This window comes from Archangium violaceum (assembly GCF_016887565.1).
GTDB classification, from domain to species: Bacteria; Myxococcota; Myxococcia; order Myxococcales; family Myxococcaceae; genus Archangium; species Archangium violaceum_B.
This window is the reverse complement of the sequence record NZ_CP069396.1, coordinates 7623801-7649495: the sequence shown is the minus strand read 5'-3', so window position 1 is coordinate 7649495 and position 25695 is coordinate 7623801. Positions and strand designations below refer to the sequence as shown.

General features: G+C 68.0%; 17 protein-coding genes. 8 read left to right on the top strand and 9 right to left on the bottom strand.

The window, feature by feature from the left end; genetic code table 11:
- Positions 1-21: 21 nt before the first annotated feature.
- From JRI60_RS30300 to JRI60_RS30290, 3 genes are all read right to left on the bottom strand, one after another.
- The gene (locus JRI60_RS30300; RefSeq protein ID WP_239469798.1) at positions 22-759 is read right to left on the bottom strand and encodes an MBL fold metallo-hydrolase; all 738 of its coding nucleotides are present in this window, start codon (positions 757-759) and stop codon (positions 22-24) included.
- A gap of 130 nt (positions 760-889) precedes the next feature.
- Positions 890-1564 carry a GTP cyclohydrolase II gene (gene ribA, locus JRI60_RS30295; protein WP_204219378.1) on the bottom strand — a complete coding sequence of 225 codons (675 nt, stop codon included), beginning with the start codon at positions 1562-1564 and terminating at the stop codon, positions 890-892.
- A 66-nt stretch (positions 1565-1630) separates the two neighbouring features.
- Positions 1631-2857: a molybdopterin molybdotransferase MoeA gene (locus JRI60_RS30290; RefSeq protein WP_204219376.1), complete on the bottom strand. Its 1227-nt coding sequence runs from the start codon at positions 2855-2857 to the stop codon at positions 1631-1633.
- A gap of 237 nt (positions 2858-3094) precedes the next feature.
- On the opposite strand from JRI60_RS30290, the gene JRI60_RS30285 reads away from it, so the two are divergent.
- Together JRI60_RS30285 and rnr are read left to right on the top strand one after the other, a co-directional pair.
- A complete protein-coding gene (locus tag JRI60_RS30285; RefSeq protein ID WP_204219374.1) occupies positions 3095-4450 on the top strand; it encodes a protease inhibitor I42 family protein in 1356 nt (451 codons plus the stop codon).
- A 138-nt stretch (positions 4451-4588) separates the two neighbouring features.
- Complete coding sequence (rnr, locus tag JRI60_RS30280; RefSeq protein ID WP_239469797.1) at positions 4589-8005, top strand: ribonuclease R; 3417 nt, start codon at positions 4589-4591, stop codon at positions 8003-8005.
- Positions 8006-8062: 57 nt separating this feature from the next.
- On the opposite strand, the gene JRI60_RS30275 is transcribed toward rnr, so the two are convergent.
- The 3 genes from JRI60_RS30275 to sseA form a co-directional block, all read right to left on the bottom strand.
- On the bottom strand, positions 8063-9982 hold the full coding sequence (locus tag JRI60_RS30275) for a polysaccharide lyase family 7 protein (RefSeq protein ID WP_204219370.1): 1920 nt from the start codon (positions 9980-9982) through the stop codon (positions 8063-8065).
- A gap of 191 nt (positions 9983-10173) precedes the next feature.
- Positions 10174-11595 carry an RluA family pseudouridine synthase gene (locus tag JRI60_RS30270; RefSeq protein ID WP_239469796.1) on the bottom strand — a complete coding sequence of 474 codons (1422 nt, stop codon included), beginning with the start codon at positions 11593-11595 and terminating at the stop codon, positions 10174-10176.
- 23 nt (positions 11596-11618) lie between these two features.
- Complete coding sequence (gene sseA, locus JRI60_RS30265; RefSeq protein WP_204219367.1) at positions 11619-12467, bottom strand: 3-mercaptopyruvate sulfurtransferase; 849 nt, start codon at positions 12465-12467, stop codon at positions 11619-11621.
- 171 nt (positions 12468-12638) lie between these two features.
- On the opposite strand from sseA, the gene JRI60_RS30260 reads away from it, so the two are divergent.
- Positions 12639-13793 (top strand): Kelch repeat-containing protein, encoded by a 1155-nt coding sequence (locus JRI60_RS30260; RefSeq protein WP_204219365.1) that lies wholly within the window; start codon positions 12639-12641, stop codon positions 13791-13793.
- The gene (locus JRI60_RS30255; RefSeq protein WP_204219364.1) at positions 13790-14542 is read left to right on the top strand and encodes a hypothetical protein; all 753 of its coding nucleotides are present in this window, start codon (positions 13790-13792) and stop codon (positions 14540-14542) included. The genes JRI60_RS30260 and JRI60_RS30255 overlap by 4 nt, the downstream gene beginning before the upstream one ends.
- Positions 14543-14570: 28 nt before the next feature.
- Here JRI60_RS30255 and JRI60_RS30250 read toward each other — a convergent pair whose 3' ends face one another.
- Complete coding sequence (locus JRI60_RS30250) at positions 14571-15443, bottom strand: SDR family oxidoreductase (RefSeq protein WP_204219362.1); 873 nt, start codon at positions 15441-15443, stop codon at positions 14571-14573.
- Positions 15444-15566: 123 nt separating this feature from the next.
- Here JRI60_RS30250 and JRI60_RS30245 point away from each other — a divergent pair, with 123 nt between their 5' ends.
- From JRI60_RS30245 to JRI60_RS30235, 3 genes are all read left to right on the top strand, one after another.
- Positions 15567-16295: a TetR/AcrR family transcriptional regulator gene (locus JRI60_RS30245; protein ID WP_204219360.1), complete on the top strand. Its 729-nt coding sequence runs from the start codon at positions 15567-15569 to the stop codon at positions 16293-16295.
- 168 nt (positions 16296-16463) lie between these two features.
- Entirely contained in the window at positions 16464-17714 is a 1251-nt protein-coding gene (locus JRI60_RS30240) for a linear amide C-N hydrolase (RefSeq protein ID WP_204219358.1), read from the top strand.
- A gap of 323 nt (positions 17715-18037) precedes the next feature.
- Positions 18038-19456 (top strand): hypothetical protein, encoded by a 1419-nt coding sequence (locus JRI60_RS30235; RefSeq protein WP_204219356.1) that lies wholly within the window; start codon positions 18038-18040, stop codon positions 19454-19456.
- Between the two features lie 29 nt (positions 19457-19485).
- Here the strand turns inward: JRI60_RS30235 and JRI60_RS30230 are convergent, their stop codons facing one another.
- Together JRI60_RS30230 and JRI60_RS30225 are read right to left on the bottom strand one after the other, a co-directional pair.
- The gene (locus tag JRI60_RS30230) at positions 19486-22713 is read right to left on the bottom strand and encodes a PAS domain-containing sensor histidine kinase (RefSeq protein ID WP_204219354.1); all 3228 of its coding nucleotides are present in this window, start codon (positions 22711-22713) and stop codon (positions 19486-19488) included.
- Between the two features lie 249 nt (positions 22714-22962).
- Positions 22963-23877, bottom strand: coding sequence for an ADP-ribosylglycohydrolase family protein (locus JRI60_RS30225; protein ID WP_204219353.1), 915 nt, complete (start codon positions 23875-23877; stop codon positions 22963-22965).
- A 144-nt stretch (positions 23878-24021) separates the two neighbouring features.
- Here JRI60_RS30225 and JRI60_RS30220 point away from each other — a divergent pair, with 144 nt between their 5' ends.
- A complete protein-coding gene (locus JRI60_RS30220; RefSeq protein ID WP_204219351.1) occupies positions 24022-25680 on the top strand; it encodes a M14 family metallopeptidase in 1659 nt (552 codons plus the stop codon).
- Positions 25681-25695: the final 15 nt, after the last annotated feature.

The window sequence follows — 25695 nt, the reverse complement described above, 5'->3', positions numbered from 1 at the left end:
CCCGGTAGGCGGGGCTGGGGCCTACGGCTCCAGGATCTCCGACTCCACGGCGGCGATCACATCGGGACGGTGCTTGCGCACCTCCTCGACGAACCTGTCCATCGCATCGTCGTCGCGCGTGGTCTCGTGGTGGAAGAGCACCAGCTGCTTCGCCCTCGCCGCGTTGGCTGTCTCCACCGCCGACTCCCACGTCGAGTGGCCCCAGCCGAGCTTCGCGGCGCCCTTGAGGCCCCGGTACTCATCCTCCGTGTACATCGCGTCGATGATGAGCATGTCCGCGTCGCGCGCGAACTCCACCAGCTCCGGGTCCTTCGCGCTCCCGTGCTCCACGTCCGTCGCGTACACCACGGATCTGCCGTCGCACTCCACCCGGTAGCCCAGGCTGCCTCCCGGGTGGTTCATGTCCAGCGTGCGGATCCTCGCGGGGCCCACCTCCAGCACCTGCTTGGACTCCACGTCCCGGTACGTCAGCTGGGCCTTGAAGACCTGCTCCGCCGTCACCGGGAAGTAGGGGTGCACCATCTGCCCGGCCAGCACCTCCTTCACCGACTGCCCCTTCCGGGGCGCCCCGTACACCGTGAAGCTATGGATCGGGTTGAAGATGGGGGTGAAGAACGGCAGCCCCTGCAGGTGATCGTAGTGGTAGTGCGACAGGAAGATGGTCCCGCGCACCGGTCCACCCAATGCGCACAGCTCCTCTCCCAGCACGCGTACGCCCGTTCCGAGGTCGAAGATGAGCAGCTCTTCCCCGCATCGCATCTCGACACAAGGCGTATTGCCCCCATAGCGCTGCGTCTTCGGTCCCGGTGCAGGGATCGAACCGCGCACTCCCCAGAATCGGACATGGAAGGGCACCCGCGCCTGCGCGTGCTTCTCCCCTTGTTCGTCCTCAGCCAACCTTCGCTTCCGTGTCGTCGTCCTCGGCGAAGAGCTCAATCAGGTGCCCCGTCCGCTCACGCTTCGTCTTCAGGTAGTCGACGTTATGCGGATTGTGCTCCGTACGCGAGGGAATGCGTCGACGAACTGGAATCCCCTCTTCCACCAGGCCTGCAATTTTCAGGGGGTTGTTGGTGATGAGGTCCACCGAGCGCACCCCGAGCAGGCGCAGCATCTCGGCGGCGATGTCGTAGCTGCGCAGGTCGTCCGGGAAGCCCAGCTTGCGGTTGGCCTCGTAGGTGTCCAGGCCCTGGGCCTGCAGCGCGTAGGCCTTGATCTTGTTGCCCAGGCCGATGCCCCGGCCCTCCTGCCGCAGGTAGAGCACCACGCCGCACCCGTGCTGGGTGACGAAGTCCAGCGCCCGGTCCAGCTGCTCCCGGCAGTCGCACTTCAGGCTGCCGAACACCTCGCTGGTCAAACACTCGGAGTGAACCCGGACGGGCACGCCCTCCATCCCCTGCACCTCACCCACCACCAGCGCCACGTGCTCCCGTCCGTTGCGCTTCTCGCGGAAGACGACCGTCCGCAGCACGCCCCGTCCAGTGGGGACATCCGCTTCCGAAAATCTCTCCAGGAGAGAAGTGCTCTTGCGGGTAGGGAGGACCTGGGGTGTACGTGAATCGGACATGATGATCCCTTCTCTCGCACAACATCTGAAGGCACAAGTTGGATGCGAACCGTCGTGGTTCGTTCTTCATGCCCCCCAGGAAAGAGGGAGCAATTCCACGCTGTCACCATTAGCCAGCCTACTTGAATTGCGTGGGAAGTGGAGCAGGTGAGTGGCCGAGGCCGCGGAGCGCAGCACACCCGACGTCTGGGTGGACAGGGGCCGGGCCCACAGCTCACCGTCCTGCCAGGCAGCCGTCACGCGCACGTAGTGGGCCAGCCCCACTGGCTTCTTGAGCTCGCCCGCGAGTCGGCCGCCCACCCGAGGTGGCTCCACCTCCGAGTGCCCCAGCATGCGCCGCAGGGCGGGGCGGACGAAGAGCTCGAAGGTGACGAGCGAGGAGGTGGGGTTGCCCGGCAGTCCGACGTAGGCGGTGTTCCCCTTGCGGCCCACGGCGAGCGGCTTGCCGGGCTTGATGGCCACGCGCCAGAAGTCCCGCTCCACGCCCAGCTTCTCCAGGGCCTCGCGCACGAAGTCGTGCTCGCCCACGGACATGCCCGCGCTCGTCAGCACCAGATCGTAGCCCTCGGCCGCCGCCAGGTGCTGGTACACGTCCTCCAGCGTGTCCCGGGCGATGCCGAGCACCGAGGGCACCCCGCCAGCCCGGAGGACGGCCAGGGAGAGCGCCGGGGCATTGGCGTCCACGATGCGGCCCTCGGCGGGCGCGTCCGCCCGGCACAGCTCGTCGCCGGTGGAGAGGATGGCCACCCGCGGGCGGCGCGGCACGGGCACCGTCAGCATTCCCTGGCCCACCAGCAGCCCCAGCTCCGGAATCCCCAGGGGCGTGCCCCGCGCCAGCAGCACCTCGCCCTCGCGCGCGTCCTCACCCCGGGGCCGCACGAAGTTTCCCGGCCCCACCGCCTCGAGGATCTCCACCGTCTCGCCCCCGGGAGCCAGCCGGGTGCGCTCGCGCATCACCACCGCGTCCGCGCCCGCCGGCAGGGGGGCCCCCGTCATGATCCGCGCGCAGCTCCCCGGCCGGACCTCTTCCCGGGGCGTCTGGCCCGCGTAGATCGTCTCCCGGACCTGGAGGCGGATGGGCGGGGGCGCCGTCAGATCGGCGCTGCGCACCGCGAAGCCATCCATGGCCGAGTTGTCCCAGGGGGGCAGGGTGCGCTGCGCGCGGACGTCCACCGCGAGGGCCCGCCCGAGGGCCTCTTCCATCCGCACCCACTCGTGGGGCAGCGGGGACACCAGGGCGAGCGTGCGAGCACGTGCTTCCTCCACGGGCAGCAGCGCGTCATCTTCCTTCATGGGTCGGGCTCCGTTGGGGTGATCTCCCAGGGATGTTCGGCTTTACCAGGGGAGGGCGAAACAGGTGTGTAGCGACAGGCTGTTTTTGGGATCAAAGTCCCTAGGAAATTCAAGACTTTGTTTGACACTCCTGCTGATCATCGTTACAAGTTCCGGTGATCGCGAGGCCTGCGTCCGGTTGGGTGCTGGCGCGCCAACCCGTTGAGAAGACACGGGAAATCCAAGGAGACAGCGTCGATGGCCAAGCCCAGGTCCGGGGCCAAGAAGGCGACTCCCGCTGAGAAGAAGGTCAAGTCGACGAAACCGGGTGTCCTCAAGACCGCGTCCAAGAGCGTGGCGAAGGCCGCCGCGAAACTGGTGACGAAGGCGGCGGAGGGCGCGAAGGTGGCGAAGAAGGGCGCGACGGTGAAGAAGGAAGCGCCCGCTGCGGCCAAGAAGGAAGCGCCCGCCGCGAAGAAGGTCGCCGCGAAGGCCGCGACCAAGGTGAAGGAGGTCGCCGAGGCGGCCTCGAAGGTCGCCACGAAGGTGGCGGGCAAGGTGAAGGAGGCCACCCGGGGCAAGGAGTCCGCCAGGGCGGAGGCCCCCGTGGTGCCCGCGGCCGAGAAGCCGCGTCCCCGCGCCACCAAGCTGCCTCCCCCGGGCGAGCCGCTCAACAAGCGCGACATGGAGCAGTTGCTCACCGCCGGCCAGGGCCGGGGTGTGGTGGGCGAGGGCAGCCTCAAGGGCCGCCTGTCCATGGTCGACGGTCTGCCCGCCCTCATGGTGGTGGGCCGCGACAAGCGCGAGCTGACCTTCATCCTCCAGGGGCCGGATCAGGAGGTGCTGCCGGCCTATATGGACCACAAGGTGTCCGTCAGCGGTCTCATCAAGAAGACCACCAACTACGGCGGCACGGTGGACGTGCGGAAGTTCTCCGCGAAGAAGCCCGAGGTCGAGGAGCCCGTGGTGGCGCCGGTGGAGGTGGAGACCCGGCTGCGCTACCTGTCTCCCGGCGAGGTGTCCCAGGTGGTGTCGGCCGGCATGGGCGCGGGGATGAAGGGCTTCGCCTCGCTGCGCGGCAACCTGGAGATGACCGGCGAGGAGTTCGTGCTGGTGGTCTCCAACGGCGGCACCCGGCAGCAGGTGTCCTACATCCTCGAGGGCAAGGGCGCCAAGGGGCTGCGCAAGCACCTGGGCCAGACGCTCGCCGTCACCGGCGTGGTGGACAAGTCCTCGGGCTGGGGTGGTCGCATCGAGGTGGAGAACGTGGAGCCGCGTCCCTCCGAGGCCCGGCCCATCTCCCGCGAGGGCATGGAGATCGTCCAGGTGGAGGGCGAGCAGCCCGCCAACATCGATGCGAAGCTCAACCACGCCATCACCGTGCGTCTGCAGGAGCAGCCGGGTTTCACGTGGGCCATCGAGCCCACGGCGGCCAAGCGCGTGGGCCTGCGGGAGGCCAACTTCGAGCCGGGCACCGACGGCTCGGCCACCCGCGAGTTCTTCTTCACCCCGCGCAACCCCGGAACGTCCGAGGTCGAGTTCTTCCTCGCCAAGGCGTTCAACCCCGGTCAGGTGGAGCGCTCGTTCAAGCTCACCGTGAACGTCAAGCCCTGAGAGACCCTCTACGCTCCAAGGCACTCCGCATCGAAGTCTTTCGCCCGGGGGTCCCCAGTGGGACCTGCCGGGCTTACTTTTTTCAGGGCCCGTTGGCTCCCTGCTCTGGGACCTCTCGTGACCGACATTCTTCAAGACGTGAAGCGACACCTGTCCGACTCCAAGCACCCCCTCGGGGTCAAGGAGCTCCTGCGACTCACCGGACTGCACCCCGGGCAGCAGACCCAGCTCAAGCGCGCCCTGCGGGATCTGGTGCGCAACGGCGAGCTGCTCAAGGAGGGTAAGCGGTTCCGCCTGCGGGGCGAGCGGCCGGCCTCCAATGGGACCGATGGGAACGGGGGGGCACGGCCTCCCTTCGTCCGGCGCGAGCCCGAGGCCCGTGGGGAGCCGCGAGGGCACGAGCGTGAGGGCCGCCCTCCAGGAGCCTGGCGCCAGGGGACTCGAGACGAGCGCCGGCCCGGGGGTCCGCCGCGCGAGGAGGCCCGGCCTGGAGTCGATGAGCGCTTCGCTCCCCGGGGCCGTTTCTCGCGGGAGGGCCGTCCCGAGCCACGGGGCCGCTTCGTGCGCGAGGGCCGCAGGGATCAGCCCCAGGCGCGCTTCGAGGATCGGGGCGCACCTGGGCCGCGCGGCCGTTTCGAGGAGCGGGGGACCGCCGAGCCCCGGAGCCGTTTCGCCCGGCAGGAGAGGCCCGGCGGTGGCCGTTTCGACGCCCGGCGGGACAAGCCGGGAGGGGGCCGCGCCGGGCAGGCGGGCCGTTTCGAGGGCCGGTCCGACAACCGCGGCCGCTTCGAGCAGGATCGCCGCTCCGGACGCGGAGGAGGCTTCGCGCGTGAGGAGCGCTTCGAGCCGCGAGGCCGGGGTGGCCGGCGCGAGCGTGGGGCGGAGGCGGGACAGGAGACCTTCACGGTGGAGGGCATCCTCCACGTGCACCGCGATGGCTACGGCTTCGTCCACCCCAGCTCGGGCGAGGGAGACAACATCTTCCTTCCGCCCCAGGAGGCCGCGCGGGCGCTCGACAATGATCGGGTGATCGTGGAGTCCTGGGGGCGCCCCGGGCGCATGGAGGGCCGCCTCGTCCGCGTGCTCGACCGGACGCGGCAGCTCGCCATCGGCACCTATGTGGAGCGCGGCCGGCGCGACGCCCTGGTGATTCCCTACGACAAGAACCTCCAGACGCAGGGGCCCATCCGCGTCCCGCCCACCCAGATGGCGCGTGACGGAGACGTGGTGAGGGTGCGCCTGGGCATCGGCGCGGAGCTGTTGGAGCCCGGCGAGGGCCTCTATGGCGAGGTCGCGGGCTCCGTCGGCAAGCCCGGCGATCCGAGCGCCGAGGTGCTCTCCATCGCCTACTCGCAGGGCTTCTCCGACGAGTTCCCCCCCGAGGTCATGGACGAGGCGGATCGCATCCGCCCGGTGGTCTCCGAGGAGGAGGCCCGCGGAGAGAGTCGCCGCGACCTGCGGCAGATGGCGCTCGTCACCATCGATGGCGAGGACGCGCGTGACTTCGACGACGCCGTCTACACCGAGGAACACCCGCAGGGGTGGCGGCTCGTGGTGGCCATCGCCGACGTGACGCACTACGTGCGCGAGGGGACCTCGCTCGACGCCGAGGCCCTGCGCCGCGCCACCTCCGTCTACCTGCCGGACCGTGTGCTGCCCATGCTCCCGGAGCGGCTCAGCAACGGCATCTGCTCGCTGCGCCCCGACGAGGACCGGCTGTGCATGGTGGCGGACATGGTGCTCGACACGCGCGGCAAGCTCGTCTCGAGCGAGCTCTACCCGGGCGTCATGCGCAGCCACGCCCGCTGCACCTACAACGAGGTGCAGGACGTGCTCGACGGCAAGGACGTCCCGCACCGCAACGCCTTCAAGCCCCACTTCGAGCGGCTCATGGCCCTGGCCCGCGTGCTGATGCAGATGCGCAAGGAGCGCGGCGCCATCGACTTCAACCTGCCCGAGCACAAGGTGGTGATGGGCGAGGACGGTCTGCCCGCCCGCATGGAGCGCCGCGAGCGCAAGGACAGCCACCGGCTCATCGAGGAGTGCATGCTCGCCGCCAACGAGGCGGTGGCGAAGTTCTTCGCCGATCAGGGCCTGCCCAGCGTGTACCGCTACCACGGTGAGCCCGACGAGGAGAAGCTGGCCGTCTTCGCCCAGCTGGCCCAGGCCTACGGCTTCCGCATGGTGGCCGAGGACATCACCCCGAAGGCGCTCAATGCCTTCATGGCCCAGCTCCAGGGCCACCCCGAGGAGCGCGCCCTCAACCAGCTCCTGTTGCGCTCCATGATGCAGGCCGTCTACACGGCCTCGGATGTCGGCCACTACGGACTGGCCGCCGAGTTCTACCTCCACTTCACCTCGCCCATCCGCCGCTACCCGGACCTGCTCGTCCACCGGCTGCTCAAGGCGCACTGGGAGCGCGAGGGGCAGGAGCGGTCTCCCGCCCAGCTGGAGCGCGAGGAGCAGCGGCTGGAGGACATGGCCTCCCAGAGCTCCGAGCGCGAGCGCGCCGCCATGCAGGTGGAGCGCGAGGTGGTCTCCTTCTACGCGGCCCTGATGATGAAGGACCGCCTGGGCGAGGAGTTCGCCGCCACCGTCGCGGGCCTCGTCGAGTTCGGCTTCTTCGTGGAGCTCGACGAGGTGCACGTCGAGGGGCTCGTCCGCGCCGACTCGCTCGGGTTCGGGACGCGCTTCGACAAGACGCTGCACACCTTCACGCTGCCGGGTGGCTTCCGCGTGCGGGTGGGACAGAAGACCCGGGTGCGCCTGGTCAACGTGAACCTGTCCCTGCGGCGGATCGAGTTCGAGGCCCTGGAGATCGCTGGCAGGACCGTGCGGTCCATCCAGGACGTGGAGAGGGTGGAGCAGGAGGCCCAGAAGCAGCAGGCCCGTGAGGAGCGGAAGAAGGCCTCCCGTGCCTCGCGCGAGCGGGCCCGCGAGGAGCGGTGGGGTCGGCCCCAGCGCGGGGTCGACGCCGGCGAGCTCTCGATGGCCGAAGCGGAGGCAGTGCGGAATCGGGCCGCCGAGACGGCTGCCGTGGAAGAGGCTCCGGCGGAGCGGGCGGAGACCGCGGAAGTGGCTCCTCCCACCGTGGAGCGGCAGACCGAGTCCGTGGAGATCGTGGAGCGGCTCACCCCGACGGCTCCCGCGGGCTTCGATCGCATCCGCGCCCTGGCGGCGCTGGACGCGCGTGAAGGGGGCGAGGAGAGCGAGGCGCCTCGGGCCGTGCCTCCCAAGCGGCGCAAGAAGGCCGCAGCGGCCGAGCAGAAGCCGACGCGTGCGAAGCGTGCCGCCGGGGCTCGCAAGGCGGCTCCGGTCCGGAAGGCGGCCGTGAAGAAGGCGGCCGCGAAGAAGGCTCCGGCCGCGAAGAAGGCTCCGGCTGCCGCGAAGAAGGCTCCGGTCGCGAAGAAGGCCACCACGAAGAAGGCGGCCGTGAAGAAGGCCGTCGCGAAGAAGTCCGCGTCGAAGGCTCGCTCACCGGGTGGGGCCAAGGCGAAGGGGAGCGCGAAGAAGACCGCTTCCGCGCGCAAGGCGAAGAAGCGGTCGGGTAGGTAGGACCGTGTTGGTGAGGACGGTCCGCTGACAGGTTGCCGCGGACCGTCCCGGGAGTGCTCAAGGATGGGTGTGGGTCACGCTGTAGAACGTGGCCTGCACGTAATCCGCCGCCGTGCCGGTGTTGTTTTGATTGTAGACCCCGGCCTTGAAATACATACCCAGGTTGTTGTACCCGGACTCCAGGGTGAAGGTCGCCGTGACGGTCGCACGGCCCGCTGGCGTGACCTTGACTGTCATGGATTGCCCAACGACCTTGATCTCGTAGCTCCAGGTCTCACCGAGCAGAACTCCGTTCGCGGGGTTCAAGTTGCTCGGGTCTCCAATGATTGGGTAGTAGGTGGTGCTGTTGGAGGGTGTGTCGTGGGCGAAGTAGATGGCGCCTCGCGAGTCGGAGGGGCGCTTGTGGAAGTACAGCCGGATGGGCTCGCTGTCCGGGCCATGGATCTGGCCCACGATCACCCGGCCGACCTTCCCGCTGTCCCCAGTGGTGGAGACACGATCCACCGTAAGGGTGGCCCTGAGCGTTCCATCCACGCCGCCCGCGGCGGCCTTGGCGGACGAGGAGGACGTCGACATCACCCAATTGTTGGCGGGAGCGCTCGCGCTTCCACTCGGAGCGAGCATCTCGCGCAGCTCCGTCCGGGAGTAGCTGGAGTTGGTGGTCGTCTCGGCGAGGTTCGGACAGCGGAAGACCATGCCGCCCGTCACCGGGTCCGTGTAGAACGTGTCCTCGAGCTCGTAACCGTTGCTCAGCGTGGAAGCGCTGACCTCGCTGGCGTCCGGGAGCGTGATCTTCCAGTGCGAGAGATCGAAGTTGCCGCTCGGTGGCGCTGAAGGATCGAGGCCACCCGCCCCAATCGTATACGTGCCACTCCGGACCGGGCTGGGGGTGAGCCCGCTCTGGTACGCGATCGCCTTCAACGTGGTCGTCGTGCCGAGAGAGAGCGGGCCGCTGTAGAGCGTGCCGGTGGTGGAGGTAGGGGTGCTGCCATCGGTGGTGTACCGGATCGAGGCTCCAGCGGTGGCGGAGCTGATGGAGACGGTCTGCGCGCTGGTATAGGTGCCGGGAGCGGGGTTGAACGTGGGCGTCGCCACCTGGTCGACCGTGCCTGCCGATGCTCCCCAGAGCTCGACTTCGGCGATGCTGTTCCAGCCGTTGCCGGAGCTGTTGCCGTGCCCCACGATCCGGACATAGCGGGCGTTGGTATCGGCGACATCGTAGGTCTCGAAGTCGGTGGTCGTTCCGCTGCTCACGCCGCGGTTGATCAGCGTCGTCCACGGGCCACTGGTGGAGGTACCGGCGAGCACGTCGAAGGTCGTCGTGCGGGTATTGCCCTGGTACCAGGCGATCTTGACGAGCTGCACACCCTGCGTGGTGCCGAGATCGAAGGTGATGTACGCCCCATCGCCCTGACCCGCCCAGCGGGTGGTCTGATCGTCGTCGACCGCATTCGCGGGGATGGCATTGTTCGCCACGTCATAGGTGCTGGCCGTCACCGCCGAGCCCGGAACGGGCAGCTGTCCGCCCGTGCCTGCCGATGCTCCCCAGAGCTCGACTTCGGTGATGCTGTTCCAGCCGTTGCCGGAGCTGTTGCCGTGTCCCACGATCCGGACGTAGCGGGCGTTGGTATCGGCGACATCGTAGGTCTCGGGGTTGGTGGTTGCTCCGCTGCTCACGCCGCGGTTGATCAGCGTCGTCCATGGGCCGCTCGTGGAGGCACCGGCGAGCACGTCGAAGGTCGTGGTGCGGGTATCACCCTGATGCCAGGCGATCTTGATGAGCTGCACGCTCTGTGTGGTGCCGAGATCGAAGGTGATGTAGGCCCCATCGCCCTGGCCCGCCCAGCGGGTGGTCAGGCTGCCGTCGACCGCATTCGCGGGGACGGCGTTGTTCGCCACGTCATAGGTGCTGGCGGTCACCGCCGAGCCTGGAACGGCGAATTTCGTGGCCGACTGGGCGGAGGCTTCGGCTGCCACGAGGAGCGAGAGAACGAGGGAAGGGAGAAGGCGTTTGAGGTCCATGTCCAACCAGACGGGGGAGGGGCAGTTGCCCTCATACCCGTAGCATGACACGCACCTCACGGAAAACACCCCTTCATGGGAATACTGGCAAGACAGGAGAGTGAAGGACAGTCCGTTCCCCGCGATGGCTCACGGTGGCGCGAGTCTCAGAACGGAGCACGGCACTCGAAGTCGAGGCGCTCGCCCGTGCGCGGATGGATGAACGTCACGGCCTCGGCGTGAAGCATCAGGCGCGTGCCGTCACCACCGTAAAGGTGGTCGCCGACAATCGGGACACCGAGGCCGAGCGGGTGTGCGGCGTGGACCCGGAGCTGGTGCGTGCGATGGGTGCGTGGGACGAGCGACACCCGCGTCCAGGCGTCGGTCCGCTGGGTGACGCGCCACTCGGTGATGGCGCGCTTGCCGTGGATGGGATCCACGATGTGGCGAGGCCGATCCTCGGGGTCGATCCGAAGCGGCAGCTCGATGACCCCCTGGGTTCCAGGGACGTGGCCGTCGAGCCGGGCGACGTAGCGCTCGTGGGCCTCGCGCCGCGCGAACTGCCGCTGGAGCGCCGCATGGGTCTCCGGATCCCTGGCCGCGAGCTGGAGCCCGGAGGTCTCTGACTCGAGAGGGTGCACGAGGAGCGGTCCGGATGCTTCCGGGGCTCGTTTCCGGAGGCGGACGAGCACCGAGTCACGTCCCGGGGAGTGGCGGCCGGGCGCCGACAGGAGGCCATGAGGCTTGTCGATGACGAGCACCCACTCGTCCTCGTACACGACCCGCGGGTCCTCCACCGCACCCGCTGCCTCGACGAGGAGCGGCGACGCATCGACGGGCAGCCCCTCGAGCATGTACGGCAGGACCCGGCCACACTTGCTGCGACATGCCGGGTAATACTCGCCCGCGTGTCGCTCTCCCGTGACGGGGGGCGCGCCCCACCAGAACTCGGCGAGAGCCAGAGGTCTCAGGTGGTGGCGGTAGGCGTGAGCGAGGAGCTTCGGCGCGGCGCAGTCACCCGCTCCGCCCGGTGGAGGCGCGGGCGCGAACAGTGCGCCCAGGGGCCGCTCCTCGCCCCGCGCATTGGGGATGACGTAGGTATAGGAGAGCTGCTGCCAGAGCTGCCTCGAACGCTCGGCACGCAGGTGCTCGATTTCGGCGAGGCTCGCACGCGGTGCGACGGGTTCGGCACCCTCGCGTAGCGCGGCATGGCGCTCGTCGAGCGCGGACAGCTCGGCCTGGCCAGCGAGCCAGAATGTGTCACGCGCGACCTGATCGAAGAGTGGAGGCGCGAAACCATCGACCTGCCAATGGCCAGCGAGCATGCCCGAGAACGCGCGGAGGTAGCCGACGCGGCCATCCGGCGCCGCGACGACCAGCACACCGAACATCTTGCCGCCCCCCGGCTCCTCGAGAGCGCCGAGCCCGAGCTCGCATGCGAGGTCACCGTGGCGCAGGTTCAACCGCAACTCCTCGGCGGCTCGGCACGCCAGGGGATGAGGAGGGCCGTGCGCGAACGGGCTCGAGAGCCGCACCGGCAGCTCGGCTGGAGCGGGTTGGGGATCGAAATACGTCACGACATCTCGCAAGGAGGCCTCTCCCGCTTCGGACTTCAGGCTGGACCGGTGACGACGGGTGTGTCGGCCAACCCGCCCCATTCCGTCCAGGAGCCGTCGTAGACCGCCGTGCGCGTTCGGCCGAGGCGAGCGAGGGCCAGGGCCAGGATCGACGCGGTGATCCCCGAGCCGCAGGTCGTCACGATGGGCCGATCGAGGTCCACGCCCGCCGCCTCGAACACCTGCGCGAGCTTGTCGGCCGGCAACATCGTGCCGTCGGGCGCGATGACACGGGAGGAGGGGACGCTGCGCGCGCCCGGCATGTGGCCACCCCTCAGGCCGGCGCGCGGCTCGGGGGCCTCGCCGGTGAACCGGTTGGCGGGGCGGGCGTCGACCAGTTGTTCGCGGCCGCTCGTGAGCGCGCCCAGGACCTGCTCCTTGTCGCGCACCAGCTCGGCGGTGAAACGCGGCGTGAAGGTACGCTCCCTCGGAACAGGCACGCCCTTCTCGATGGGACGCCCCTCGGCGATCCACCTGGGCAGGCCGCCGTCCAACACCACGACGTTCTCGTGCCCCATGACCCGGAAGGTCCACCACACCCGCGCGGCCGAATGCACCCCCTTGGCGTCGTAGACGACGATCCGCGAGCCATCGCCGAGCCCCAGCGCCTGGACGCAGGCGGCGAACCTGGCGGGGGAGGGCAGCATGTGCGGCAGAGGGCTGTCCGTATCCGCGATCTCGTCGATGTCGAAGAACACCGCGCCGGGAATATGGGCCAGGGCGTATTCGCGTCTGGGGTCGCGCTGGTCGGCGGGCATGAACCAGGTGCCGTCGACGACCTTCACGTCAGCATCCCCGAGATGCTCTTGCAGCCAGGCAGTGGTGACGAGCGGGTCTTGTGTCATGTGAGACCTTTCCAGGGTCGGCGAGGCTCCAGAAGAGTAGCCCAACCGCGAGGCGCTCCGATGCTTCTCGTCAGGCACACCGCGATGAGCCGTTGTCAGCCCCCCTTTGTACTGTGCCGCATGTCCCCGGAGGTCGGGCTCGGACGGCACACAACCAGGTCAAGGGATTCCATGCTCAAGAGGATTCGTCTGTCATTGTTGGTGGCGGGAGTCGCCACTGTCGCGGGTGGCTGCGGTGGCGCGGAGGCGCCGTTCCCTCCGGCTGCCGGGGGGATCCGGTCCTCCGAGGCGAAGGCGCTCGCCACGGACGCGACGCATTGGACCCAGGGTGACTCCTCGCTGACCATGCGCATGCGACACTCGGCGGTGCTGCTCGAATCGGGGGATGTGCTGGTGGCGGGCGGCTCGGACTATTACAAATTCCACCAGAGCGCGGAGCTGTACAACCCCTACACGGATACGTGGACTCGCACGGGCTCGATGAACGCACCGCGCGAGCTATTCACCGCGATCCGGCTTGGCTCTGGCCAGGTGCTGGTGTCGGGTGGTTACGGTTCGGTCGAGCCGGTCCCCTCCAGCATCTCCGAGCTGTATGACCCTGCCACGGGCACGTGGAGCCTCACGGGCCCCATGGTGGTGCCTCGCGTCTCCCACTCGTCCACGCTGCTCGATTCGGGCCAGGTGCTGGTGGCGGGGGGTGAAACGCCCTTCGGAAGTCAGCCCGTTGGCGCGGAGCTGTACGACCCGGCCACGGGCAGGTGGAGCCTCACGGGCCCCATGTCCTCCTACCGCAGCGCGCACTCCGCGACACGGCTCTATTCGGGCGAGGTGCTGGTGACGGGCGGGCAGCCGTACACCCGGAAGGTAGACCTGTACAACCCGTCCACGAACACGTGGCGGCAGGTGCAACCCCTGCCGGTGATCCGTGCCAACCACACCGCCACGCGGCTCTACTCCGGATATGTACTGGTGGCGGGCGGCTCGGACGCGAACTGGAAGGCCTTGCGCTCGGTGGACGTGTACGACCCGTACAACGATCGATGGTTCTCCGCTCCACCGATGAATCGGCCGCGCCGGGAGCACACCGCGACGCTGCTGTACTCGGGACAGGTGCTGGTGACGGGGGGCAGGGCCGATTCACCCCATGACTACGAGCCCTCCTCCGAGTTGTATGATCCGGCGACGAACACCTGGACGCTGGTGGACGACATGCTTCTTCCCAGGTTCCTCCACACCGCCACACTGCTGGAGACGGGGGAGGTGCTGGTGACGGGCGGTGAGGGTCACGCGGGCCTCCTCTGGAACACCGAGAGGTATACGCCATGAAAGTGACCGGCTCCCTTGTTGCCCTGGTGTCGGTGTGCACGGGCCTCCTGTACACCGCCGCCACCGCTCAATCGGCTTCCGACAACCCCGTGTCGGGCAGTCGCTTCGACCACCCGGCCGATTGCTCTCAGAGCTCGGCGTGGGAATCCGCGGTACGCAAGGCCACGGAAGCGCTGATGAGCCGGGAGGGCTTGACCGTGACCTGTCTGCCCACGGCGGGTGAATCCCTCCGGTACGACTCTCCCGATGATCGCCGGGCCCTGGTCGTCAAGGCGGGACCTCATTCCTATCGGTATGAGGTCCGCCATCAAGGCTCGGACAAACAGCGAGAGTCCTTCACCATCGGAGCGAAAGTCTTTCGCGTGGTGACACACGAGGACCCATTCGGGGGGTGGCTCGAGGAAGGACACGAGGCGTTCGAGCTCAAACGGGGCCAGGAGCGCTATCTCGTCCTCGCCAATGGGTTGGGCTCGGTCTCCGGCTCCGCCTCGAGACTTCGCTTCTTCTATATCTTCCCGGTCGATGCGAAGGGCCGGATCACTCGCGGTCCGATCAAGACGTGGGCAACGGATTTCACCCATTCGCTCTTCGGCGCCCTGGGCGAGCGTGAAGACGTGGGATTCCTGGCGCTGAGGCGCGATTCCGGTCCGGAGAACTACCACTTCAAGGCGGAAGTCTTCAAACTCACGCCGAAAGGTCTTCAGACGACGGGAACGAAGAAGGAGTTCGATCTTCCGCCTGCGGAATGAGCGCGGTGTGCTCCGAGGCGAGCCCAGGCTAAGCCGTTCGGCCCATCTTCTCGGCAATCACCTCGCGCATGCTCGTCGGCGCACGCCCGAGCAACTTCTGCAGCGTGGGATCGACGGCCGCGAACTCGCCGTTGTGGCTCGCGCGGTAGAGGCCGAGCGATATGGCGACCGCGGGCGCGGGCATGCCGGACGCCACGAGCTTCGCGCGCATCTCGTCCTCCGACACGGTGCTTCGACGGATCGGACGTCCGAGGACGCTCGACGCGATGTCGCACAGCTCTCCGAAGTCGAGCGCCCGCGCTGCCGTGAGCGGCGGCATGGGCCCGTCGTACCGGCCCTCGTTCGTCAGAACCACCGCTGCCGCCTCCGCGAGGTCGGCGTGCGTGGTCCAGGAGACCTTTCCGTCCGCGGGCGCCTCGAAGACTCCCGTCCGCAGGCCCCGCTCCAGCAGGAACATCGCACTCGCGGCGTAGAAACCGTTGCGAAGCGCGGTCCACGCCAGACCGGACTCGCCAAGCATCTGCTCCGTCGCCGCATGGTCGAGCATCGGGGGAAACGCCGACGAACGGCTCGCGGCCATGTGGCTCGTGTAGACGATGCGCCGCGCGCCGGCGGACCGTGCGGCGTCGATGGCGGAGCGATGTTGGGCGAGGGGATCGCCACCATGCGCAGCCGCATTCGACGAGACGAGCAGGACCTGGGACGCGCCCTCGAAGGTGTGCGCGAGGCTCTTCGGATCCGTGAAGTCGCCTCCTCTCACCCGGACGCCGCGTGCCGCCAGTTCCTGGGCCTTCCGCACGTCTCGGACACTGACGGCGACCTGGTCCACCGGGATGCGGCTGACGAGTTTCTCCACGATGAGACGGCCGAGTTGCCCTGTCGCTCCAGTCACGACGATCATGAAACGCCCCTTGATGTAGCAGCGGAAACGATATTCCGTTATCGGCGATAACATAGCGATGGATAACGGCGTTATCAAGTCGCTGTTATCGGCGTTCCAGTCGCCACGTGCTATGTCGGCCCCATGGAGGATCGCGAGAAGTCCGCCGCCGAAGACGCCGAGGGCTCCGATGTGCGCGCGCGCATCATCGCGGCCGCCGCTGAGCTCATCTCCTCCGGAGGTCCCGATGCCGCGACCACGCGGGCCGTGGCCGCCGCCTCCGGTGTGCAGGCGCCGACCATCTACCGGCTCTTCGGCGACAAGCGGGGCCTGCTCGCGGCCGTCATCGAGCACGTGCTGAAGAGCTACGTGTCGAAGAAGTCCGCGCGCACGCCACACCCCGATCCGCTTCAGGACTTTCGCGATGGCTGGGACATGCACGTCGCGTTCGGTCTCAGCCATCCAGGGCTGTTCGCGATCATGAGCAGCGATCCGCACCTGGCGTGGCAGTCTCCTGCCGTCAGCGACGGGAACGATGTGCTGCGGCGGCGCATCCGGAACATCGCGCGTGCGGGTCGGCTGCGGGTCAGTGAAGAGCGGGCGCTCGGCATCGTATCGGCGATGGGCACCGGGGCCGTGCTCACGCTGCTGCGCCAGCCCGAAGGGCAACGCGACCTCGGACTCGCCGATGCGGCGCGCGAGGCGGTCGTGGCCGCGATCACGAGCGAGGCGGCTACACCGGCGAACGCGGATGTCCGCGCGGTGGCCGCGGCGCTGCGTGCCTCGATGGACCGGATCACCGTTCTCACGAAAGGCGAGAGTGCGCTGTTGAGCGAACTGCTCGATCGCATCGCGGACGCCGAGCCGGGATGACGAGCAACTCGGCGTCGAGGTGCTCGGTGCGGGGAATACCTATATCATAATGTTTTTATCAAGCCGGATCGGGGAGGAGCCGCGGCTATTCTCGTGCAGGGCGGCCCACACAAACATACGATTGGGAGCCGCGCATAGCGGCGAACGATCACCCAAAGAGGCCCCAAAATGTGCACGAACCTGCTGATCAGCGTTCCCTCCAATCCCAGTCAGAGCCCCCCAGACCTGACGAAGACGTTCGTGAGCGCGAGAGCGCTGGAGATGCCGGGAGTGATCGAGCAGAGCGTCTACGTCATGCCGAGCAACCAGTCCTGGCCGCTGCAAGCGGTCAATCCCGTCGGGGCAGTCAAGGGGTGGACGACGCTCCAGTGGACCAATCGTTATGGCTTCGTGGGAATCGCCCCCTCCGGGAGCAGTTGGAAATCTCTGCCGACCTTCAACGACGGCATCAACAGCGAGGGGCTGTCCGTCGGAGCGCTGTGGCTCGCCCCCGGTACCGAGTACCCACCCATTGGGACGCAGGGGAACCAGGTGTCTTTCCTGGATTTTCCCGCGTGGATCCTCGGCAACTTCGCGTCGGTCAATGACTTCCAGGCAGCCCTGAAGACGATCACCGTCGTGGGGCCTCCGCAGGGAAGTCATTTCTATGTCCCGCTGCACTACATCGTGACGGACAGCACCGGTCAGAGCGTCGTCATCGAGTTCATCGGGGGCAAGACCAACGTCTACACGAGCACCAACGCCGTTTTGACCAACTGGCCGACCTACGACTGGCAGCTGACGAACGTCAAGAACTACTTCAATCTGACGCTCGTCGGCAACGGCACCTCCACCTCGGGTGCCGGCAATCCCGTCGGAGGCGGTCTGGTCGGACTGCCCGGGGACTCGCTGTCCGCCTCGCGATTCGTCAGGGCAACGATCCTCTCCCAGGGCATCAGCCAGCTCCCGGCGGACGGTACGGGTTGGCTGCCGGCACCAGGCGTCTTTCCGACGACGCCGCCGTCGAAGACCCCGCCCGGCTTCGCCGGTTCAGAGCAGACCGCGGTCATGGTCGCGCTGCAGCTCACGCAGATCTGCATGGGGACGCCGTACGGGATGCTGCTGCAGACGGTGGAGAACTCGCCGTCCACGACGGGCACCCCAGCAACGACGCCGCCCTCGTACACGACCACGTACGGCGACTACACGATGTGGACGAGCGTGCGCGATCACACCCATCGCAAGTACTACTTCATGTCTGCGTTCAGCGGGCTCCTCACGATGATCGATCTGAGCTCGCTGAACTTCGCCACCACACCGGCGTACCCGAACAGCGCGAGCATCGCAGTCATGCCGCAGGGGGATGCGCCGTGGCGTGTGGATGCGACGAAGCTGCTCACGCCGGCAACGGGTCAGGATCCGCTCCTGAACGTTGGATGAGCTGACAGACCCTCGAGCGGCCGTGGCGCATAAATGTACCGCCAGGCGCTCCTTGCCAATGGCGTTCAGGGAGATGGCTCCGGGCCCGCCCTCGGTGAGCTGGCGCGACACGATGCGCGTGGGGCGTGCGGCGCGGAGGGCGGCTCATGGGTCGGGAGCCCTCCGGGCAGCCGGGCTTCAGCGTCTTCTGGTGGACGCTGAGCTCCTCCTGTTGGACAGAGGCAACGTCCCCCGTGGTGAGCACGGTTCCTCCTCGCCGGGATGCAATGTCCCGGCACGACGGAGGGGGATTCACCATGGGACGTTCGAGCTGGAGAAGGGGTGTGCTGTCTCTGCTGTGGGTCGTGGGACTCGCCGCGTGCGGTGGGCCGACGCTCGACGAGTCCGGGACGCTCGCGAGGATGGAGCAGGCTCACGATCAGGGGCCGCTCACCGGCGCCATCCGGTGGGCCCGGCAGATCTCCGGAGAGCCGGTCATCATCGGCGAGTTCCCCGCGGAGAAGTATGGAAGGCTCGTCAAGGATGGGGAGGAGCACCTGCTCGCCCTGTATAGCTTCACCGGGAACATCGACCTGGGCGACAGGGTCGTGAGGGCACCGGGAGGTCCCACCAGCAGCGCGCTCGCGCTCGCGCGCTATGACCAGAAGAAGGGACGTCTGGAGTGGGTGAAGGTCTTCGGTCCTGGCCCCGGCGTGGATGGCGGTGTCTTCGGCCGCAACCTCGCCGTGGACTCGAAGCACAACATCCTCATCGCGGTCGGTGCGCTGGGCGTGGACTTCGGAGATGGCCCCGTCTGGGAGGGGGAGTACCTGTTGAAGTTCGACCGTCACGGACAGCTGCTGTGGAAGCGCTCCTGGGAGGCCAACCCCGGGTTCGTCTCCGTGTTCGATCTCCTGACGGACAACCAGGACAACATCCTCCTCACGGGTACCCTGGTGGGAACGGTGGACTTCGGGAGCGGACCCATCTCCTCGAGGCCGGACCCGGCCGAGGGCTTCTTCGGTCCGAGTCCCTTCGTCACCAAATACACCCCAGGGGGCGAGAACCTGTGGGCCTATGCCCACGTCTCTTCTCAATTTGGAGAGGGATTGGGCGCCACCGTGGACAGTCAGGACCACATCCTGCTGTGCGGGAGCGTCAGCTCCCAGGGCTCCAGTGCCTTCGTCCTCCGGATTTCGCCGGACGGACACCTGCGCTGGGAGCGCTACGTCCGTTTCTCTGGCGGCAGCGGCCGGGCCAGCGACGTCGCGGCTCATGGAGACCGGATCGTCCTGACCGGCACGTTCTCGGGCACCTTCACCTTCGGGGGACGCACCGTCACCTCGGATACCAGCCGGCCCGTCCAGGGTGATGCCTTCCTGGTGGCCTACACCCGCGAGGGCAAGGAGCGCTGGGCGAGGAATTTTGGCTTCCTCGGGGAGCGCATCGCCATGGACCAGAAGGACGGCGTGGTCGTCACGGGCTCCTACCATGACGGTGATGATCTCGGCCTGGGCCCGCTCCCGGGCAAGGGGGAGGGCAGGAGCAACCTGTTCGTCGCGAAGTACGACCGCATCGATGGCGAGCCCCTCTGGACGCGCGGCTTCCCCGCTGGCCTCGCCGAGCCCTCGTCCCTGGTGACGACGAAGGATGGCCGCCCCGCCGTCCTCGGCAGCTTCAGGTCGGGCTCGCTGATCCTCGACGATGAGGAGTGGCCCCAGAAGAGCCCCAATGATCTCTTCCTGATCGGCCTCGACAGATAGGGCGGAAGGAGACGCGCGGCCCCGGGTGTTCATCTGCTACGAAAGGCCCTGTCTCCTGGAACGACGCGTGGCAGCCGCACCGTGAAGGTCGTGCCCGCCTCCGACGTGGAGGTGACGGTGACGCCGCCACGGTGCGCTTCCACGATGGCCTTCACGATGTAGAGCCCGAGCCCCACGCTGCGGCTCGCCTTGTCCACCGGCTCCGTTCCGCGTTGCAGGGGTTGAAAAATCCGCGCGAGCCTCTCGGGTGGAATAGGCGTTCCCTGGTTGTGCACGGACAGCGTCACCTCGCCCTCCTCCCCGCGCGTCTCGACCCGGACGGGGGTGTCTTCCGGGCTGTATTTGAGGGCATTGGTGACCAGGTTTTGCACCAACTGGCCCAGACGGTCCGCATCCCAGGTGCCCCGTCCGTCTCCGCTGCTCCGCACCTGCACCTGGCGGGACAGGTGGGCGATTTCCACCTCTTCCACCGCGCCCCGGGTCAGCTCGTGCAGGTCCGCGGGTCGAAGCACGAGAGGGAGGCCGCCTCCCAACCGCGCCTGGGTGAAGTCGAGCAGGTCCTTCACCATGCGCATGGCTCGCTCGGCGGACGTCTGGATGCGCAACACGGACTTGAGTGCGCGCTCGTCCAGATCGTCCCGTCGACTCAGCAGGGTGGCGCCCAGCAGGATGGCGTTCAAGGGGTTGCGCAAATCGTGGCTGACGATGCCAATGAGGTGCTGCTCGAACTCCGTGCGGGCCTGGGCGGTCCGTGCGAGCTCCGCCTCGCGTTCGCGAGCGTGGACGCCCTCCGTGACATCGTGCACGAGCATGAGAACGGAATCGACCGTACCTTCCAGTGTGCGGATGGGTTGCCACGCGAGATTATAGAAGCGCGGCTCGGGCCTTCCCGTACCCTGGGCGTCAACCCAGAATCGCATCTCGCGTCCCATGACCGGCTTGCCGGTATGCATGAGCTCCAGAAGCTGGATGTCGGCGCCTTGTCCAACGAGCTCGGGTATCGCTGCCAGCAGGCCTTTACCCAACACCTCGCGGTTGCCGATGATTTTGCGGTAGCCCTCGTTGGCGAGCTCGAAACGCAACTCCGGGCCGCGCAACACGGCCACGCCGAAGACGGATTGGTTGGCGATGGAGGCGAGCAGGCTCGTGCGTGCCGCTTCCAGATCCTTCCGGGCGGTGATGTCCATCCCCGTCCCGAGGAAGCGCATGGGCTTGCCCGCGGCATCGAAGTACACCTGGCCCCGTGTGCCTACCCACCTCCGTCTGCCATTGGGCAGGGTGATGGTGCGGTACTCCGCTTCCGACGCGCCACCATTCTTCCCCGCGAGTGCGTCCGCGTTGATGCGCTCCACGAGCGCGCCGTCCTCCGGAGGCAGGATGGAGAGCACGCGCTCGAAGTCGAAGGATTCCTCGGGGCCAAGGCCGAAGAGGGCTCGCATCCGCTCATCCGCGGTGAGCTGGTGCGTCGTGAGGTCGAGCTCCCAGGTGCCCGAGCCAGAGACCTCCAGCGCGAGGGCGAGCCGCTGCTCACTCACGCGAAGCGCCTCCGCGGTCTTCAGCGCGGCCTCGCGCGCCTGTACCTGCTCGGTGATGTCGGTGGCCGCCGTCATGACCCCATACACCTGCCCCGCTGCGTTGCGCATGGGGGCATAGACGAAGTTGAGGATGGCGGACCTGCCTTCGGCGTGACGGGCGAACTTCACCGGCACCTCCTTTCCAAAGAAGGGCACGCCCTGCGTGAGGACTCCGTCCAGGAGCTTGTCGAAGCCCTGTCCCTCGATGTCGGGCAGGCCCTCCTTCAGCGTCTTGCCCACCACGTCGCGGCCTCCGACGAGCTCCCGGTAGAGGGGGTTGGCGAGCGTGTACGTGTGCTCCGGGCCCTCCTGGGTGCAGATGGCCAGAGGCGCCTGCATGAAGAGGCTGTAGAGCTTCCGTCGCTCGGCTTCGGCCTCCGCCCGGGCTGCCCGCTCGCGAGCGAGGATCCTCTCACGCTCGGCCTCGGCGGCCTTGCGTGCGGTGATGTCCACGCCCGTGCCGATGAGGCGCAGCGCCTTTCCGTTGGCGTCGAAGTACGCCTGGCCTCGTGCGGCCACCCACTGGTAGCTACCGTCCGCTCGAGGCACCGTCCGGTAGTCCGCTTCGTAGTGGCCCCCGTTCTCGCCGGCGATGGCTGCTGCCACGGCGGCCGCCACGGCGGGACTGTCCTCGGGGTGGATGCGGGCAAGCCCCTTCGCGACGCTGAACGGCTCGTCCCGCGTCAGCCCTGACATCTCGCGGAAGCGGCGGTCCGCCAGACCTTCCTGGGTGCGGAGATCCACCTCCCACGTGCCCGCGCCCGTGATGGTGAGCGCCTCCGCCAGGCGCTGCTCACGGATGCGCAGGGCTTGCGCGGTGCGCAGGGCCTCCTGGCGGGTGAGGACCCGCTCCGTCACCTCCGTGGCGGAGTGGAAGATGCCCGAGGGTCTTCCCTCCAGGTCCACGATGCGTGAATACGCAGCATCGAAATAGCGGGAGCTGACAACCCCTGTCTGCTGGTCCTCGAGATCGACCCGCCCCTCGGAGACGAAGACGGGCTTGCCTGTCTCGAAGACACCCTTGAGGATGGTGGGGAAGTCGGAGTCGGCCAACTCAGGAACCGCCTCCATGATGGGCCTTCCCACGATGTGACGGTCCCGCAATAGCTCCAGGTAGCGCGCGTTCACGCGCTCATAGACGAGATCGGCGCCGGCGAAGAAGACCATCGGCCCGGCGGAATTGGCGAAGAGCTGAGCGAGCACATGCTCCGCCGCCTTGGCGGACTGCTCGGCGCGTCGGAGCTTCTCCTGGGCTCGCTCCGTGAAGCGGCTCGCGGAAACACGGATGCCCTGGTCGATGCAGGCATTCAGGACCCGGCGGGCGTCCGGGGGGAGCTCCTCCTGCTGCTCGAGGGTTTCCACGAGCACCTCACGCAGCACCTGGTACTCGTAGATGACCTGGCCAAGGGTGTATTCCGGGAGCCGTGAGCGCTCCTCGCCGTGCGCTCCCGCCACCTGGGCGTTGTGCTCCGCCTGGGCCAGGGAGGTTGGAACCGTCAGCGTGCGGGCCAGCTGCTCGAGGAAGTCAGGGAGGGAGTCAATGAGTGCCGGGCGGTCTTGCTCTTGTGCCGCGTAGACTTCCCGAAGCACCCGCTGCTGCCAGTTCTGGATGACCCGGTCCTTCAGTTCGCGGAGGAGGGACGCAACTGGAACGCAAGAGGGTCCCTGGGCGATGGAAGCCATGAATCACGGGTCCTTTCACGCCATGCACGGATGGAGGCGAGCGTCCGTTGATGGGGCGCCGGCAGCCCGACAGGGGTACAGCGAACCGGGCGTACGCCCCATCCACCAAAGGGGGTCTCCATGACGTGGCAACCCGTGAAAGGCTCTGTTTGGTCCAGGTCCCCGGAGCCCCCTCTGTTGGAGGGTGATGTGGACAGCTCAACGCCGCACATCATTTCAAGCTCGGCTGGATGCAGGGGAGGCGGCGCGCTAGGTCGCGTCGAGCGGCTCGCGCGCCGAGAGCCAGGCCCGGGGAATGGACTCACGCCCCGCGCTCAGCGCGACGATGCCGCCCACGATGGCACAGGTGGTATCGCGGTCCCCCATCCCCGCCACCGTGCTCCAGAGTGCCTCCTCGTAGCTGTCCAGGTGCCGGGCCGCGCACCACACCGAGAAGGGCACGGTGTCCTGGGAGAGGACGCGCTGCCCGCTGCCCAGTGCCCGGGCCGCGGACGTGGGCGTCGCCCCGAGCGGCCACTCGCGCGCCTTCTCCAGTCCCTCCCGGGTCTCACCCGGGGGCGTGTGGTCGAGGACGGTGTCGAAGAGCTGGCGCGCGGGCGGGCGTGTCTCCCTCCAGCGGTGTGCCCACGCGGCCGCCACGGCGATGGCGATGGCTCCTGCCTGTCCCTCCGGGTGGAAGTGCGTCACCTCCGCCGAAGCCCGGGCCTCGGACACCACCCGCGCCAGGTCATCCGCGAACCAGGCTCCCAGCGGCGCCACGCGCATGGCTCCACCGTTGCCCATGGAGCCCTTGCCCTCGAAGACCTCGGAGGAGACCGTCTGCCAGGGCAACCCCAGGTGGATCTTCTGCAGGATGTCGTGCGCGGTGGCGCCGTAGCCCCGGCGTGGATTCCTCCGGTAGCGCTGGCCGAACAGCCGTGCCAGCGCGTCCTGGTCGATGCGCCCGTGCTCCTCGAGCACCCGCACGATGGCGAGCGCCATCTCCGTGTCGTCCGTGTAGTTCCACGGCTCGCGCGGCAGGGCCCGCTGCTCCACCAGGGACTGGGCGACGGACGGGGACACGAAGAAGCGCTCCCCGAACGCGTCTCCTACCGACAGTCCTTCGAGCGAGAGGCGGGCGCGCTCCCTGCGCGCGGGGTCGGCGGGCTTTCCGGGCGTCTTCATACGCCCGGTTCTCCGACATCCAGCTCATAAGTGTCAAGCCAACACTATCCCTGAGGTTTGCGCGGAGAAGGTGTGGCTGTGAAAGTTGTATATCCAGTATTCCAGGAATAAGGTGCGTTCCTTCCCTGCCGTGGAGGAACCCCCATGCCGTCGCCCGTCACTGGAGTTCTCGCAGCCGCCGCAGCGCTCGCCCTCTCACCTCTCGTTGCCCGGGCAGGAGCCCCCGAGGAGGGGCCGTCCCGTCCGTCCGTCCTCCTGGCCCGGGTGTCGTTCAAGTCCCGGGTGGACCTGGATCGACTCGCCGAGACGCTGGACCTCAGCGCGGCGGTGGATCATGAAAAGAAGACCGTGGAGGCGGTCCTCTCGCCCGAGGAGTACGACGCGCTGGTGAAAGAGGGCCGCCGCGTGGAGCTCCTCGAGGAACAGACGCGGATCCTGAACGAGCCGCGAGAGGGGTGGGTGTCCCTGGCCGGCGGGATTCCCGGCTACTCGTGCTACCGCACGGTGGACGAGACCTACGCCGCCATGGCGCAGCTGCCCATCACCTACCCGAACCTCGCCTCGTGGAATGACATCGGCGACACCTGGGACAAGGCGACGGCGGGAGGCAAGCCGGGAGATGACCTGCGGGTGCTGGTGCTGACGAACAAGGCGCGCTCGGGCTCCAAGGCGCGGTTCTTCCTGATGGGCGGCATCCACGCCCGCGAGTACACGACGGCGGAGCTGGCCACGCGCTTCGCCGAGCAACTCGTGAGCCGCTACGGCACGGACCCGGATGTCACCTGGCTGCTCGACTACTCCGAGCTGCACGTGGTGGTGCAGTCCAATCCGGACGGTCGCCGCGTCGCGGAGACGGGAGTGTCCAAGCGCAAGAACACCAACACCAGCGAGGGCTCCTGCTCCACGGCGACGTACGGAGTGGATCTCAACCGCAACAGCAGCTTCGACTGGGGTGGCGCGGGTGCGAGCAGCAGCGCGTGCAATGACACCTACCGGGGGCGCTCGGCGGCCTCCGAACCGGAGACGAAGACGCTGGAGAACTACATCCTCTCCCTCTTCCCGGATCAGCGCGGGCCCGCCTCTACGGATCCCGCCCCCGCGGACGCCACGGGCCTGATGCTCAGTCTCCACAGCTACGGCGGTTATGTGCTCTATCCCTGGTCGGCCACCACGGCGGCGCCGCCGAACGCGACCCAGCTGCGCACCCTGGGGCGCAAGTTCAACTACTTCAATGGCTACCAGGCATGCCAGGTGAGCTCGTGCCTGTATTCGGCCTCGGGCTCCACGGACGCCTTCGCCTACGGGCGGCTCGGCGTCGCGGCGTTCACCTTCGAGATGGGAGGTGCCTTCTTCGAGAGCTGCACCACCTTCGAGAACACCATCGTCCCCAAGAACATGCCGGCCCTCTACTACGCCTTGAAGGCGGCGCGGCGGCCGTATCAGGTGGCGGCGGGCCCGGACTCCATCAACCTCGCGCTGTCGGCGAGCACCGTGGCGCAGGGAACCCCGGTGACGCTCACGGCTCGGGCGGATGACACCCGCTACGGCACGAACGGGGGCGCGGAAGGCTCACAGGCCATCGCCGCCGCGCGCTACTCCATCGATGCGCCGTCCTGGGTGTCGGGGACGCCCACGTTCGCACTGAGCGCGGTGGACGGAAGCTTCAACAGCACGGCCGAGTCGGTGCAGGCCACGGTCTTCACCTCTGGCCTGGCACCGGGCCGGCACACGATCTTCGTGGAGGGCCAGGACGCCAGCGGCAACTGGGGCGTCCCCACCGCCATCTTCCTGAACGTGCAGTAGTCTCAGGTACCACGC